Source organism: Aeoliella sp. (genome assembly GCF_965227375.1).
Lineage (GTDB): Bacteria > Planctomycetota > Planctomycetia > Pirellulales > Lacipirellulaceae > Aeoliella.
The window spans coordinates 1,376,452-1,390,601 of the sequence record NZ_CBDDFX010000001.1; the positions used below are offsets into that span (position 1 = coordinate 1,376,452).

Consider the following 14,150-nt stretch of genomic DNA (forward strand, 5'->3'; position numbering starts at 1 on the left):
TAGCGTATTCCTTGGAAAGGGAGGAAGGATCTTAAAGCGAAACAGAAAGCAAACTTGGAGGGAGGGGGGTCGCCAGGGGCCCCCTCAGGCCCCCGGCGACCGATAGGGTTTTGTAAATCAGGCCCAGCGACGGCGGAGATACACGGCCGAGCCGAACATGCCAGCCAGACCCAGCAGGGCGATGGAGCCGGGCTCGGGCACGCCTTGGACACGCACGTTGTCGATGTAGAAACCACCGCCGTTCGACACGAACCCGTTGTTGGTCGAAAGCCGGAACAGCAGGGTGTCGATCGCACGCACACTTGGCGGAGTCTGTCCCTCGGTGGTGGTCCAGAAGTACGATTCCCAAGTGGTGCCGGTGTGCACTAGCACGTCGTTGACGTACAGGTCGACAATGTCGTTGCCGTGCACCTCGCCGTCATCGCCATCGATGTCGATGCCGTCGACAAACTGGATGTCGAAGCGGACGTTGTGCACTTCGGTATAAGACAAACCGGTGACCGGCGTGGTGAGTACGAAGCCACCGTTGGGGTTCGACACGGGATGATTCGCATCGGAGTCGTAGAAGTCGATGTCGATGCCGGCGCCGTTGTCTTCGATGCTGATGAAGCTCTGGCGACTGCCCGAGCCGTCGTCGGGGCTCACGGTAATGTCGAGGCCCGGCTGCGCTGCCCCGGTGACCGACCAGAAGTCGAACGAAGCAATGTAGCGGTTGAAGCTGGCGGGATTGCCCGAAGCGACGTGGGTGCTGCCCGCCTCGCCGGCGATTTCACCGGAGCTGGGCGCAAATGGCTGATCGCCGAAGCTGCCGGACGTCGTCTCGTTGGAGACTCGCCAGGCTTTGTTGCCCCCCAGGTCGACGACCTCTTCGTCCCAGTTGGGGTTGGTGGCCGACCAGCCTCCTTGGCCGTTGACAGTGCCAAGCGCGAACGACTCGAAGTCGGTAAAGCTCCCGGCGTTTGCCGTACAGGCTGCGAGCATCAATGCCGCAACCGCGAAGCATCGCGATGTGTTGGTAATTGTAGTGGACATTAGCGTTCCCCTATCGTGTAGTTGGTAGCAAGGTAGGACAGTGGTTATGGATTCGCGGTGAGGGTGCCGCGAAGAGTCGAGTGATGGAGCTGCTGCGACTTAGCAACGCTCGTACTTGTTGATTCGTCGACGGCCGCGTCGCTTGGTCGACGCGCCGACGGCAGCTCGCTTGCGGGAGCGGTGGCGTGTGCCTTGCGAGCCAACCGGCATGCAAGCCTCGTGGCCGTGACCGAGAGAGTCGGTCCGCTGAGATTGCCAGGTGTCTTCCAGGCAGTACAGGTCGTCGATGGTGTAGTTCGTAGTCATTAGCGTAGTTCCCTATCGAGTAACAAACGCAGGGTGAAGGAAATACAGTGGATGAACTCTGTGCGGTCTATCAGCGATCGCCAGCTTCAGACGAAATCTGGCAAGGCGGGTGGCAGGGTTACCTGCTTGCTCGCCGTGGTACTGCGGCGCGTTGCCACAGCAAGGCGGGGTTGGGGTGGGTGAGTTCTTCGGCCACGTGCTGGGGGGCATTGGTTCGCATTGCCGCTGCGAGCCAGCCTTCGGCGAGTGGCTTGCAAAAGTAGAGCGTCGAGCCTGCGCAGCGAGCACGAATCTCGTCTTCCGCGTTGTACGCGTCGCTGATCATGTATCCTGGCACTTGTGGCCATCGCTCAACGAGCATCGAGTACAGGTCGAAACCCGACATGTCCTCGAGACTCACGTTCACCAAGTACAAGTACGGCGCCTGGTAGGGAGGGATTCGCAGTGCCTGGGATGCCGTGCCGAAGTGTTGCAACCGAATCGAAGTGCCTTCGAGCCCGGTCTTCACACGGGTGTAGTCCGACGCCTTACCATCGATCAGGTAGACGGCCGAATGCCGAAGATCGACATCCTGCGCCGGGTTGAAGTCGTGAAGCTGGTCGCGATCCACGTCGATTGCCTCGGCGGGTGGTAAAGTGCAACGAGAACACCTCGATTCACGATCAGCCTTTAAGCAACCGCAGTGCCAAACACCCGAGTTGCCAAAAAGCAACACGTGCAACCCCTTGTGAGTAAGGGACTTAAGAAAAAATCACCCTCGGCGGTCGCTCATTAAGGGCGGTTTCGGATGAGGCGAAAAGACCCTACGAGTCGGGGCGGTTCGCCACGACGAATGGGGGCGTTTTGGGGCGGATTGAGGTTAGCCGAACGCGCGTACTAGTGCGATAGCCGGAAGGACCTTCCCCCAGAGTTGAAGAGGGTCTATCGGGTGCCTGGGGGCTCGCGGAGCTCGACCCCAGGCACCCTTTGAGAGAGAAGAGTCGAATCAAGAGCGCCGCTAGTTGTTGCGGGCCCGCATCGCGCGATCGATGTCGCGCTGCACGTCGCGTTTCTTCTTGGTTTCGCGCTTGTCGTACTGCTTCTTACCGCGGCAGATGCCCATCAGCACCTTGGCGCGGCCGCGGGTGAAGTACATTTTCAGCGGCACCAGCGTCAGGTTCTTCTCGTACGCTTGCGAGGCGAACTTCTTGATTTCCCGCCGATGCATCAGCAGCTTGCGCCGCCGCCGCGGGTCGTGATTCTGCACGTTGGCGAACGAGTACTCCTGGATATCGAGCCCCATGAGCCACACCTCGCCGCGGTCGACACGGCCGTAGGCCTCGTCGATGCTCATTCGCCCCTGGCGGAGGCTCTTCACTTCGCTGCCTTGCAGCACGATGCCGCACTCCAGCGTGTCGAGCACTTCGTACTCATGCCGCGCCTTGCGGTTGTTGGCGATGAGCTTTTCGTTCTTTTCGGCGTCGTCTTTCTTCGACTTCGCGGCACCCTTATTCTTAGCCATGACCCTATCTTGACCAAAAACGGTCGCTGGGGATAGTCGCGCAAGAGCAAAGCCGCAAGCGGTCGCTCGCGGCTTAGCTGTGGATTGGCCTCTAGCGATTGGAGGAGCCGAGCACTACTTCGGAGCGAAGATCGCCACGATGCGGCGACCGTGCATCGCAGGGCGCTGCTCTAGCTTGCTCACCGGTTCCAGTTCGGCTGTGAGCTTTTCGATAAGCTTGAAGCCCTCGTCGACGTGGGCATTCTCGCGGCCACGGAAGATCACGCTGAAGATCACCTTGTCTTTCTGGCCCAGGAACTTCTTCGCCCGATTGACCTTGGTCATGAAGTCGGCTTCGCCGATCTTCGGTCGCAGGCGGATTTCCTTGTTCTTGCTGTGGTGCGCGTGACTCTTGTGCTGCCGCTTCTTTTGCTGGTACTTGAATTTGCCGTAGTCCATGATGCGGCAAACGGGCGGCTTCTCCGTAGGCGCCACCTCAACCAGGTCGAGCCCAACGTTGCGGGCGCGGTCCATTGCCTCTTCGGTGGGAATGATTCCCAGCTGTTCTCCTTCCTCCGAAATCACACGGATGGGCGTGATGCGGATCTGTTCGTTGATCCGTTGCTGCTTGCGTTCGATTGCTACGTCTCCTATGGGGACAAAAAGGGGGGAACCGGCGCACGCCGGTAGACACGAAAGTATTGGTTATAATCGCTGGGTAAGTCAACGGATGGTGAACAAATTGGACGGTTTTCGGCAAGAATGACGCCGTTTCCGCCATCCAGGCCAAAGCTGCCGCTGCTTTCCGCAATCGAGAGCCTCCCATGCCCAGTTTTCGCTATCTGGCCCTGCTGCGGGGCATCAACGTCGGTGGCAACAATCTCTTCGCCAAGGATGACCTGCGGCGGTGCTTCGAAAACTTGGGTTTCACCTCCGTGCGGACCTACATTCAGAGCGGGAACATCCTGTTTCGTGCGGACACTTCGGGCGTCCGCGAACTCACCGCCCGCGTCGAGGAGGCCCTGTCGCGACAGTTCCAGTACGACGCCCAGGCCGTGGTGCTGTCGCACCGCCAGTACAAATCGGCCCTGGCGGCCGCCCACGACCACTGGGGCCAGGACGCCCAGCGGAAGCACAACGCCCTGTTTCCAGTCGGGCGTCTCACCTCCAGCCGAGTGCTAGCACAACTGCCCGAGCCGAAGTCGGACATCGAGACCATCACCACCGGGCCCGGCGTGCTGTTTTGGTCGATCGACAAACAGCAGCAGTCGCGGACCACCTACGCCCGCCTGGCTGCCAACCCGCTCTACAAGCAGCTCACCATCCGCAACCACAACACGACCAAGAAGCTGCTGGAGTTGTTCGCGGAAATCTAAACACGATCCCCAACGAGACTCCCATGGCGGAACAAAATCCCTACGACTCGCCCGAGCACGGAGTAGTCGCCGAGCGACGCCGGCCACGTATTGGAACTGCCGCGCTGATTGGCTTGGTGATCGGCGGTTTGCCTCCTTTCGCTTTGGGCGCGTGGGGTTGGTACAGCTTCGCGTGCTACGTAGCAACACAGCCACCGGGCACTCCCGTCTGTGGCAATCCGGTACTTGGCGCCCTGTTCTTGGTCTTCATCGTGGCGCCAATCACTGGTGTTATCGGAGCGCTAGTCGGGTGGGTCATCGCAACATGGCGGCGCTGACTCAGTGGGCGTGAAGGATGGCTTAATCAAATCCCCGCCGGCTCCGCGCTTCGGCAATCACCTCCTCGGCCGCCGGGCTGTCTTGCGCGAAAGGTAGGGCCCAGGAGACTTCTATTTCCACATTCGGGTACTGCTCGCGCAGTTGTTTTATCTCGTCGACGCGGATCATGGGATTTTCTAGAACGAGATGTTCTATGTTGGCCTTGTCCAAGACTCGTTGAACGTCTTCGACAACCAATCCGGATAGCCACAAGCGGAGCACTTGCAAGCTCGACCCAGCTAGTTTGTCGAGCTGGTTGAACCACTCGGACTCTACTTTATATACCTGCGTGATTTCGAGATCTCTCAGGTACGGCAAATGGACTATCTGCTCGAAGTCGCCCTTCCAGGCGTCCCACCAGAGGTAGTCCGCGCGGGTGATGTGCCAAAGGTCTGGTAGCGAACGGTCGTCTCCCACCAACCTGGCGAGCCACACAGGGCCGACGTATTCGGAGTGAAGCGACTGGGCGACCCTTGGCTTGGTGACACCGAGCCGCTCGACGATCCGCGTTTCCAACTGTTTGGCTCGCGAGTGATGCGACCACCAACCTACTCCCAGCGCAACCACGGTTGCCAAAGCGAGCAGGTCGGCCAGCCGAAACCGAAACCGAAACAGACCTCCGCGGCTACGAACGCACCACTCGGTCGCCGCGCCGGCGCCAAAAACCACGCCCACCCAAACCACGATGCACAACAACAGGTTGCCGGGGTGGATGCGCCATGTGGTTGCAAACAGGGGCCAGTTCGCTGCGTGGGTCCAGGATACGTATTCGAACGGCTCAATGCGTCGTGGTGACGTTGGGTACACGGGAATCCCACCGTCCGCGACCAGAGGCAGCGACCGAACCAAGAAGGGCCTTGGCCAACCATGCTGCTTGATGGTTGGGTAGACAAAAATCCATTTACCCACAAACTGGCGCCATCCCGATGGGATGGTCGAGTCGTTACTGTTTCGGCGATTTTCTTTCTCTCGCTTTTCGTCAAACAACTGCTGCGTCTCGTCGTACACTGCCTGGCATTGCCGATCCCACCAGATGCGTGAACTTCCGAATTGGTCAAAGTACTCCCGCTGGTACCCCGCTGGCACGATAATCAGCGTCATCACCACGCCTGCAAGTACGACTACGATCCACGAAAGTGGATGGAGTCGTCGGAGTCTCGTCAGTGCTGTCGTGATTCGACTCACTGTGCTGCTCGTTCCCGTTTGGTTTTCGCAATCCGCTCTTCGATGTCGCTGAGTGGCCGTGATGACTTAATCAAATCCCCGTCGGAGCCGCGCTTCGACAATCGCCTCCTCGGCCTGCTCGCTGTCGTGCTTGAACTGGAGGTTCCAGAAGACTTCTATTTTCACATTCGGGTGCTGCTCGCGCAGTTGGTCGACCTCGGCGACGCGGACCATGGGATTCTGTAAGTGCAGCTCTTCTAGATCGGTTGCGTTAAGTAGTCCCTCGACATCTTCGACGATCAAATCGGTTAGTTCCAGATCGAGTCTCCTCAAGTTTGGGTGTGCCAACTTGTGGAGCCTCTCGGCAATCAACGGAGCGTCGATGGAACTGGGAGCTGAAATGGAAAGCTCTTCCAGTTCTCGCGTCGCCAAGTGATCGAGTGCCTCCATTGGTACTTGGTCGTAGAGTTTGAGCTCCTTGACGTACGGCAGTCCGAGGATCAATTCGAGTTCTTCGTTCCCTAATGCGCCCTCCCTGTGCAGTGCGTTGGTGATGTGCCAGAAGTGTGGTAGGGATGATTCGTCGCCCGCCAGCCGAGCCAGCCACACGGGCGCGACGTAATCGGGGTAGAAGTCGAACGACCGATCTGCCTGTTCAATGATGTTGTTTTCCAGTTGCTTGACGTGCTTGTGATGCGACCACCAACCGACGACCAGCGCAACCACGGTTGCTAAAGCGAGTAGGTCGATCAAACGAAACCGCCACAGCCCGCCCCGGCGGCGAACCCACCACTCCGTCACCGCTCCGGCGCCGCAAACCACGCCAACCCAAACCCCGATGCACAACAACAGGTTACCAGGGTGAATACGCCAGGCAGTAGCTTGCAAAGGCCAGTTTGATGCGCGGGTCCAGGAAACGCGACTGAGTTGTTCTTCCCGGGGTATCGGAGGATACGGCTCCAATTCGGGCTTGGTGGGGATTGAACGCACAAGAAACGGCCTGGGCCATCCGTGTTGCTTGATGGTTGGGTTGCTCCATGGATCCCATTGATAGACTCCGTTGATCACGCGCGCCTTCCTGATCGGCGTCGGCTGTGACTCCTCGTACACTGCACGGCACTGTTCGTCCCACCAGGTTCGCGAAGGCTCGGTGTAGTCGAAGTACTCCCGCTGATACCCCGCCGGCACGATAATCAGCGTCATCACCACGCCCGTAAGTACGACTACGATCCACGAAAGTGGATGGAGTCGTCGCAGTCTCGCCAGCGCTGACCGGATTCGACTCACTGTTCCGCTCGCTCCTGCTTGATTTCTGCAATCCGCTCTTCGATGTCGTCGGGTGGCTCCTTGTCGCCCACAGGCCAGCGAACCAGGAATCTGACTTCCGGGTAACGCTGCTTCAGTGCGTCGAGTTCGGTGAGTGTCATGGAAATGTTACTCAAAGTGAGCTTCTCCAGGTGGCTCGCTGCCAGTAGGCGATCGATGTCTTCGGCCAGGATCGACGGCGACACCAGGCGGAGCTCGCGCAAGCGGAGTCGGCCAAGTTCGTGCAGCACCTCGGGGCGTAGCAACTCTTCGCGGTGGTCGACCGTCTTTGGTTGTTGCGGCGCAGTGAGTTCGAGGTTCATATTGTCCAGTCGATCAAGCGACTCCAGCAAGCCCACGGCTTCGAAAGGTACTTCGCCGTGTAGTCCCAGTTTCTTCAAATACGGAAGCTCGACGATCCGCTCGATGTCTTCCCGCCACGAGATCCGAAACGTGTACCTGGCCCAAGTCACGTGGCTGAAGTGCTGCGCGTAGGCGTCGTCGCCCACCAGTTTTGCTATCCAGTCGGGACCGACATACGCGCTGCCGGAGCGAAGACCCTTTTTGTTCTTCTGCGTGACGAAGTGGTCGTTCACTCGGTCTTCCAGTCGATGCACGCGAGTGTGGTAGCCCCACCAGGCAAGGCCGATCGCCACGGCGGTCAGCGCGCCCAAGAGGTCGATCAGCCGAAACCGCAGCAAACCACCGCGACTGCCGAGCCACCACTGGGTGAGCCATCCCAGGCCAGCGACCACCGAGAACCACACGGCGCCATCGACCACTAGGCCCACGGGATGCACACGCCACGCGGCGCTCTCCAGCGGCCAGTTGTCGTAGTTGCTCCAGGAAACGAACCGCGATGGTTGGCCGTTGCACATCTCGACCCGGCGGCCGAGCACCAGCAGTGGCTCGGAACGCATGTTGTGATAGCCACCCATTATGGGAGCCGGCTGCGCGCGAACCAGATACGGCATCGGCCAACCGTGCTGCCAGAGAACCGGAAACACTCCCACCCACCTGCCGCGCGACTTTCCTTCCGGCGGGTTGTTCCAGTGATCGGTGATCACCGCCTGAGCTTCGTCGTACACCGCCTGTTGTTGGCGTTCCCACCAACCAGCGTTTGGCTTCGTGGTGCGGAACTGGGCGACCAGCGATCGTTCGTACCCCGATGGCACGATAAGCAGGGTCATCACCACACTGGCGAGCAGCACGACCAACCACGTAAACAAGTGGCAGCGCTTCAAGCGACCCAGCAAGGTGAGAACTCGACCCACGACCCCGACCCTCCAAGTGGGAAGTGACACTTGGAGTCATTCTCGCGGGTTGTGGACCTCGAGGCAAGTTTTGCGCTACGCGCGGGGGCTGCGTCGAGGGCGCTGGGTGGTTCGCTTCGGCGGCTTCTCGTCTTCGCTGGCCGCTTTCCTGTCGGCCGATCCTCGCATCGCCTCGGCGATGGCTTCGGCCGCAACGCGGCGCTGGTCGACGTCGCCGCGCACCGAGCGTTCGAGTTCCACGTGCACGAACGTGCCACCCACGCTGCGCAGGTGCTTGCCCTGCTCGTTCTTGGTCGCTGCCAGCGACGAGAACCTCAGTCCCGGTGTGCCCTGATTGACCCACTTGTTCAGGTCGTTGGTGGGCTTCAAGCGATTGAATGCATAGCTGTCGAGGCCGCGGTCGGTAAAGCGGTCGTTGAGCTCCACAATCTCGTCGATCACGTCGCCCCCGCCGGTCGACAGAATCGCCTTGGCGTTGCGGGGGAAGGGATGCTTCTCCAGCGCGAAGCCATGGATCTGCCACACGGCCACGCGGCCCATGGCCTCGGTCCAGGCGACGTGCACCTGATGAAATACCGAGTCGACCAGGTCGGGCACGTCGGCCTTGTCGCGCTGCGCGCCGGCCAAGAGCAGCCCCTTGGCTCCTTCGGCGAACACCATGCTGGCGACCTTCGCACTGTTCGAATCGTCGATCGGGTGCGGGGCCTCGACCAGGGCGGATACCTCTCCACGGGGGTTGTACAGGTACGAGCCCCAACCGCGCGGCTCGGTGAGCGTATCCAGGTCCTCGCGCAGCAGCACGTAGTCCTGTTTGGTGTCTTTGTCCACGAAGCGAACCACTTCGCAGTCGACCTGCTTGGCCAGGCGGGCGGCCTCGTCGACGTTGCCGCCGGCGATGTGCCGACTCGCACGGTAGAGCGTCGTGAGAGCGAACGACGGCTCGATGTACGGCCGGGGGTCCTTTTGCGGGTGTCGCAAGAAGTACTCGCGGCCCGTCAACTCGCCCACTAATTGGTGGAGCGAACCGGTAACCGTAGGCACCGACTGTGCGGTGCCTTGCGAGGCGAATGTGCCGACTAGCACGATGGCCAGCACGCTGTGCGGAATGGAACACATCTGGGTCATCACTCAATCCCTCCCTGGATAGAGTATAACTTGCACGGAATGCGGGGTGCGTGCGGTGGGATCCCTGCGGGGCGTCTTGCTTCGATTTTGCGGGATAGCACGCCTGTCGAGTGGTCAAATTATGTCTCCACGTTCCAGAATCGGACAATAGCACTTTCCCATACCCCCCTAGAGAGCTGTACTGCGGCGGAGTCGTGCGGCGAGCCGCGTACCAAGGTTTGGCTAGTGCAAACCAACCACCTCCAGCCTTAAATCCGGCTTCGGCGCGCCTTTGTTTGCCAGAGTTACACACTTGCAGGTGGTTACGCGGCGCGTGTACAATCCAGGGTTCACCATTCATTTCATCTCCAAATTACGGGAGTCCAAGCTTGGGTACGAAGAAGTCGGGTAAGGGTCGTCGCAAGTTGGGTCGCAAAAAGCGACGTATGCGTGCGAAGATTCGCCACCGCAAGAAGTAATCTCTTTGGGCGAAGGACTGCCTTCGCGAGCGGAATCGGGCCATCTGCCCTCGCTGCTAGCTCGCCGCCACTCAACACTGCTGTTGGACGCTCTCTGCTGCGCGGTCGCCAGATCGCCACCGATTGTTGCAAGTTTGGGAGCTCGCGCCGTCGGATTGACGACGATTCTCACTGCACCCTCGGTTGCTGCTTCGGTTGCTAAGTTGCTGTAGCGGTTCATGTTGCGCTCATCAGTCGAAATCTTGGCACAGTGCTTGCCAATACAGCTTGGCAGTCGCCCACCTTCCTTTAGCAACGGATTGCTAGCATGCGTGCCACGGTTGCCCTCTGTCTGGTTTGCCTTGTTGTCACTGGCTCCACTGCTACGGCCGGCACCCTGTCCCGCGCCCGCAAGCAGGTTCGCCGCGAGGCTCCCAAGTCGAAGTCGCACGACGATGACGACGACGATCGCCCCAGCGGCAGCCTGAGCAAAGCTCGCAAAGCCGTCCGAAGTGATAGTCGCCGCGAATCCCGTCGCCGCGACGACGATCATCACCACCACGGTGGCGGCGGTGGAGGGCACTATCACCGGCCGCCACGCTTCGCGCCGAGTTGCGGCCCCGCGGGCTTCTTCAGTTTCCATACTTGTTCTCCTCCGCCGGTCGTGGAAACGTACGTGGTCGAAGAGCCGGTCTACGTCACGCAGCCCACGGTCGTCGATCCCGCACCGGTCTATGTCGACTCGGTCGGTCCCACGCTCAGCCAACAATTTTGCCAGCACCTCGCACCCTATCCGTATGCCATGGGCGCGGAGGGTTTCATGATCACCACGACTCCTGACTGTTGGAACACTTTCTCGGGGCGAGTCCAGGTCGAAGGCGGCAGCGACTTCGACGCCATCGATCGCACCGGGCTCAGTTTCATGATTGAAGGTGAAGGCGGCTTTGGTCTCGATTTCGATTGGGACTCCTACAGCGAAGACTTGCCCGGCGGCGGGCACGACGAAGTGCACGTCGGCGAGATCGACGTGCTGTACCGCTTCGCCGAATCCGATCAAGCGCTGCTCCGCGCCGGTTTGGGCGCCGCGTGGTTCGGCGATCGCTACGACACCGACTTCGGCATCAACTTCACGCTCAAGGCCGACTTCGCTCCGTGTGACCCATTCGTGTTTTCTGGCGAGCTCGACCTCGGCACGCTGGGCGACGCCGAGCACCTGCACATGGCGGGCACCGCCGGCGTGATGCTCAACCGCTGCGAACTCTACGGCGGCTACGACTACCGCCGCATCGGCGACGTCGAAATCCAAGGCCCCATGGTCGGCTTGCGATTCTGGTTCTAGTTCGTCCGTAGCTTCCGTCGCCAGACGGAGGAGACCATCCGCTTCCGTTTGTTTCGTCCCACCACACGATCCACTAGCCCAAAACCGGGGTTTTGACCCACAACACGAACCATTGGCCCAAAACCCCAAGCGTTTTGGACCACCTCTGTTTCAAAAACCCCTTGTTTTCTCGACCAAACCAAACGGTGGGTGCGACAAAACTCCTCGCGTTGTTCCCCGCATGTTTCTCGTTGGGGCAAAACCCGATAGTGGCCGTTCGCTCCGCGAACGAGCTCCGCAGCACCAGCCGACACCCACATTGCCAGCACGGACTCTATACCTAAGCGCAATCCGAGCGCAACGATTCCCTACCCCACATTGTCCCCGGGTGGTGTCCAATAACCACCACCAGCGGCGAATAAAGAGGAACACCGTTTAGCGACGGCGAACCAGCGTTAGCGTGCCGGTCAGGCCGAGTAGCAGCAGCGTGCTGGGCTCGGGCACGGTCGCGGCGGCCGCCGCACTCAGCGGGCTGAGCGACTGGCCAAAGTTCGCCTTCCAGATGTCGTACTGCAGAGTGCCGATCGCGCCCGAGTTTGGATCGTTGTCCAGCGTTCCCTCCGGGGCGCCGAGGTTGTTTCGCCACACGGTGTAGTCGGCCAGGTTCACGACACCGTCGTTGTTGTAGTCGCCGGCGAGAATCGGCACGCTCACCAGCCGCAATTGCGAAGCGGTCCAGTTAGCCTCGACGCCGGCGCGGCCGACGGCTTGGCCTTTGATCACGCCATTCTCGTCGGCAAACACACTGGCGAAGAACGCACCCGGACTCGGCGAGGAGGCGACTTCCTGTGACGTTTCGTCGCCGAAGTCGCCATCCGCGTCGGTGTCGACCAGCATGTCGAACACCCGCATAAAGTCGGGGCTAAGCGCTCCGCCGGCGGAGAAGTCGTATTCGGCGCCCGGGATCAAACCCGTGAACTCCCACTCGATAATCCGGTCGGGCACGTCGGGGATGTTCCATAGCATCCAGTCGGCGAAGAAGGTCGTTTGTTGCAGCCCGTTTTGTACGAAGCCGGCGACGCCACCTTGCCCGTCGTTGTTGCCCGTGCCCGCGTCGCCTGTAATGCGGAAGTCGACCGTGGTTGCCGCGCCAGTGCTGTCGAGCAGGTTCTCGACCACCAGGTTATTGCTGACCGGCCCGCCACTGGAGAAATTTTGAGGCGCCACCGCGTTCCAGACGTCCCCGTTGCCCATGCCCGGATTGGTGAAGGCAAGCCCGCTGTTGGACTCGAAGTCGAGCCCCCACACCTCGCCCGGTTGGACGCCCACGTTCTGAGCCGCCGCGAATCCGCCCGTGCGAATCGATTGCACTTCGTCGTCGGTGAGCGCGTCGTTAAAAAAGAACACGTTATCGATGCTGCCATCAAACGCCTGGTTGCTCGACGCGAGGCTGGGGTTCGAGCCGAGACGTGTAGTGTCGAGCGCGGTCGAAGTGAACAACGTATTGCCACTCACCACATTCGCTCCAGTGTGCAGCCGAACCGTTTGCGCCGAATTGTCGTACACGGCGGCAACGAACACAAAGTCGCTCGACGCCACCGCAGCATCACCCTGCAGCAAGATCAGTTCTGCTGGATTGAGTTGATTGCGCCCTTGGCGGGCCGCATAGTTCGCGCCTACAGGCGGGGTGGTCGTGTCGATGAACAGACCGGGGTCGAGGTCTTGGCTCGATCCACTGTTGCCCGACAGGATCGCCGCAAACTGGCTGACCGAGTCGGCCTGCACCCAAGCTCCAATCGTAGCGCGAGGAATGAACCCGGGATTGGTGCTCGCCGCCGCGTCCATAAAGTTCGTGACCGACGTGTCGACGTTAAGCGCCTGCGATCCACCCACCCCGGCGTCGAACGCCAGTGTACCGGTAACTAGCCCATGATTCCCGTTGCCACTAGCGTCGAGCGCATTGCCGTCGAGGTTGTACCACGCGATCGGCTGGGCGCCGGCGAGGCTCGTCATCCACAGCAGGGCAAGCAACGAAGCGACACAACGATAGCCGGCAAACAGTTTCATAAGGAGCGTCTCTGTTCTAAGGTATTGCAACGAGGCAGCCGCACCGCAAATGGCCAACCCCTCGACTATAACCACCCCGCGCGAGCGTGTCGCTCCCTTTTCACCGACCAAGCCGGAATGGAGTTGCCAGAGGGCCTTTTGCCCGCGATTTAGAGCGCTTTCAGAATTAGCGTGCCGGATGGGCCTACGTCGTCTCAACGGCGCCGATTCGATAGCAACCAGATTGCGGCGACAAAGATGGCCAATGAAGATGGCTCAGGGACGGCCTCACTCCCTGTGATAGCCGCCCCAGAACTCGATTGACCGAAGCGGGACTTCCAAACGTCGTAATCTTCGATGGTTACGTTACCGTCGCCTGTCGCATCACCCCGTTCATAGGGTGCCAGGCCGGTTGCGCCCAGGCTATCCCGCCAAACATTATAGTCGGCCAGGTTCACGGTGCCATCGGCGTTGAAGTCTCCGGGCTGAGGTGCCACAGTGAATTGCAGTGCACCAATGCCAGACACATAAGGGGACGCCCTAAACGAGTAGTCGATCCAACCCACGTGCACATTGTACGTGCCCGCGGGAAGTGGACCGATTACAATCGAGTCGGAAGCCCCGGCTGGAATCTCTAAAGCAACGACGTATGGATCATTGATTGTGTAGTACTCCCAAAGAATATCTGACCCATTAATTGAAAGATCCGTAAGGACGCCAATACCAGCAAGAGATCCAAAAACATCAGGCGATCCCGCGTAGAGCTCTATCTCGTCTGAGTCTGTAATCTGACCAGTAGGCTCGGAGACACGCACGTGCAGTTCGGCTATCTGCGAATTCGCCGGTGTGACCAGAAGAAAAAGGATCGGAGCAACGCAGAGAATTGTTTTGGCGTTCATGATTCGACTTCCTCTCGCAACCGGTAAGCCC

The 14,150-nt window shown here is 60.1% G+C and carries 14 protein-coding genes; 3 read left to right on the forward strand and 11 right to left on the reverse strand.

The annotated features are described in order from the left end of the window. Positions 1-117: 117 nt before the first annotated feature. The 5 genes from ACQK2L_RS05735 to infC form a co-directional block, all read right to left on the reverse strand. Positions 118-1,032, reverse strand: coding sequence for a PEP-CTERM sorting domain-containing protein (locus ACQK2L_RS05735; protein ID WP_425395974.1), 915 nt, complete (start codon positions 1,030-1,032; stop codon positions 118-120). A 99-nt stretch (positions 1,033-1,131) separates the two neighbouring features. After that, positions 1,132-1,338, reverse strand: a complete 207-nt coding sequence (locus tag ACQK2L_RS05740) for a hypothetical protein (RefSeq protein WP_425395975.1) — start codon at positions 1,336-1,338, stop codon at positions 1,132-1,134. A 118-nt stretch (positions 1,339-1,456) separates the two neighbouring features. Next, positions 1,457-1,948: a response regulator gene (locus tag ACQK2L_RS05745; protein ID WP_425395976.1), complete on the reverse strand. Its 492-nt coding sequence runs from the start codon at positions 1,946-1,948 to the stop codon at positions 1,457-1,459. Between the two features lie 387 nt (positions 1,949-2,335). Continuing rightward, on the reverse strand, positions 2,336-2,839 hold the full coding sequence (gene smpB, locus ACQK2L_RS05750) for an SsrA-binding protein SmpB (RefSeq protein WP_425395977.1): 504 nt from the start codon (positions 2,837-2,839) through the stop codon (positions 2,336-2,338). A gap of 114 nt (positions 2,840-2,953) precedes the next feature. After that, the gene (gene infC / locus ACQK2L_RS05755; protein WP_425397421.1) at positions 2,954-3,520 is read right to left on the reverse strand and encodes a translation initiation factor IF-3; all 567 of its coding nucleotides are present in this window, start codon (positions 3,518-3,520) and stop codon (positions 2,954-2,956) included. Positions 3,521-3,642: 122 nt separating this feature from the next. Between infC and ACQK2L_RS05760 the strand changes: the two genes are divergently transcribed. Continuing rightward, complete coding sequence (locus ACQK2L_RS05760; RefSeq protein ID WP_425395978.1) at positions 3,643-4,194, forward strand: DUF1697 domain-containing protein; 552 nt, start codon at positions 3,643-3,645, stop codon at positions 4,192-4,194. A gap of 23 nt (positions 4,195-4,217) precedes the next feature. Next, positions 4,218-4,511 carry a hypothetical protein gene (locus ACQK2L_RS05765; protein WP_425395979.1) on the forward strand — a complete coding sequence of 98 codons (294 nt, stop codon included), beginning with the start codon at positions 4,218-4,220 and terminating at the stop codon, positions 4,509-4,511. 22 nt (positions 4,512-4,533) lie between these two features. Here the strand turns inward: ACQK2L_RS05765 and ACQK2L_RS05770 are convergent, their stop codons facing one another. The 4 genes from ACQK2L_RS05770 to ACQK2L_RS05785 all read right to left on the reverse strand — a co-directional run bounded on the left by ACQK2L_RS05770 (position 4,534) and on the right by ACQK2L_RS05785 (position 9,419). Then, on the reverse strand, positions 4,534-5,736 hold the full coding sequence (locus tag ACQK2L_RS05770) for a hypothetical protein (protein ID WP_425395980.1): 1,203 nt from the start codon (positions 5,734-5,736) through the stop codon (positions 4,534-4,536). Between the two features lie 66 nt (positions 5,737-5,802). Then, positions 5,803-7,002 (reverse strand): hypothetical protein, encoded by a 1,200-nt coding sequence (locus ACQK2L_RS05775; RefSeq protein ID WP_425395981.1) that lies wholly within the window; start codon positions 7,000-7,002, stop codon positions 5,803-5,805. Beyond that, positions 6,999-8,294, reverse strand: a complete 1,296-nt coding sequence (locus ACQK2L_RS05780) for a hypothetical protein (protein WP_425395982.1) — start codon at positions 8,292-8,294, stop codon at positions 6,999-7,001. The genes ACQK2L_RS05775 and ACQK2L_RS05780 overlap by 4 nt, the downstream gene beginning before the upstream one ends. Before the next feature lie 75 nt (positions 8,295-8,369). After that, a complete protein-coding gene (locus ACQK2L_RS05785; protein WP_425395983.1) occupies positions 8,370-9,419 on the reverse strand; it encodes a hypothetical protein in 1,050 nt (349 codons plus the stop codon). A gap of 765 nt (positions 9,420-10,184) precedes the next feature. Here ACQK2L_RS05785 and ACQK2L_RS05790 point away from each other — a divergent pair. Continuing rightward, positions 10,185-11,195 carry a hypothetical protein gene (locus ACQK2L_RS05790; RefSeq protein WP_425395984.1) on the forward strand — a complete coding sequence of 337 codons (1,011 nt, stop codon included), beginning with the start codon at positions 10,185-10,187 and terminating at the stop codon, positions 11,193-11,195. 414 nt (positions 11,196-11,609) lie between these two features. Here ACQK2L_RS05790 and ACQK2L_RS05795 read toward each other — a convergent pair whose 3' ends face one another. Next, positions 11,610-13,241 (reverse strand): LamG-like jellyroll fold domain-containing protein, encoded by a 1,632-nt coding sequence (locus tag ACQK2L_RS05795; protein ID WP_425395985.1) that lies wholly within the window; start codon positions 13,239-13,241, stop codon positions 11,610-11,612. Positions 13,242-13,435: 194 nt separating this feature from the next. Next, positions 13,436-14,119, reverse strand: a complete 684-nt coding sequence (locus tag ACQK2L_RS05800; RefSeq protein ID WP_425395986.1) for a PEP-CTERM sorting domain-containing protein — start codon at positions 14,117-14,119, stop codon at positions 13,436-13,438. Positions 14,120-14,150 lie beyond the last annotated feature (31 nt).

What these genes read in the sequence shown, in the direction of transcription:
- ACQK2L_RS05760 (WP_425395978.1), top strand. Translation starts at nt 3,643, where the DNA reads ATGCCCAGTTTTCGCTATCTGGCCCTGCTGCGGGGCATCAACGTCGGT.
- smpB (WP_425395977.1), bottom strand. Translation starts at nt 2,839, where the DNA reads ATGGCTAAGAATAAGGGTGCCGCGAAGTCGAAGAAAGACGACGCCGAA.
- ACQK2L_RS05765 (WP_425395979.1), top strand. Translation starts at nt 4,218, where the DNA reads ATGGCGGAACAAAATCCCTACGACTCGCCCGAGCACGGAGTAGTCGCC.
- ACQK2L_RS05800 (WP_425395986.1), bottom strand. Translation starts at nt 14,119, where the DNA reads ATGAACGCCAAAACAATTCTCTGCGTTGCTCCGATCCTTTTTCTTCTG.
- ACQK2L_RS05790 (WP_425395984.1), top strand. Translation starts at nt 10,185, where the DNA reads ATGCGTGCCACGGTTGCCCTCTGTCTGGTTTGCCTTGTTGTCACTGGC.
- ACQK2L_RS05785 (WP_425395983.1), bottom strand. Translation starts at nt 9,419, where the DNA reads ATGACCCAGATGTGTTCCATTCCGCACAGCGTGCTGGCCATCGTGCTA.
- ACQK2L_RS05795 (WP_425395985.1), bottom strand. Translation starts at nt 13,241, where the DNA reads ATGAAACTGTTTGCCGGCTATCGTTGTGTCGCTTCGTTGCTTGCCCTG.
- ACQK2L_RS05735 (WP_425395974.1), bottom strand. Translation starts at nt 1,032, where the DNA reads ATGTCCACTACAATTACCAACACATCGCGATGCTTCGCGGTTGCGGCA.
- ACQK2L_RS05740 (WP_425395975.1), bottom strand. Translation starts at nt 1,338, where the DNA reads ATGACTACGAACTACACCATCGACGACCTGTACTGCCTGGAAGACACC.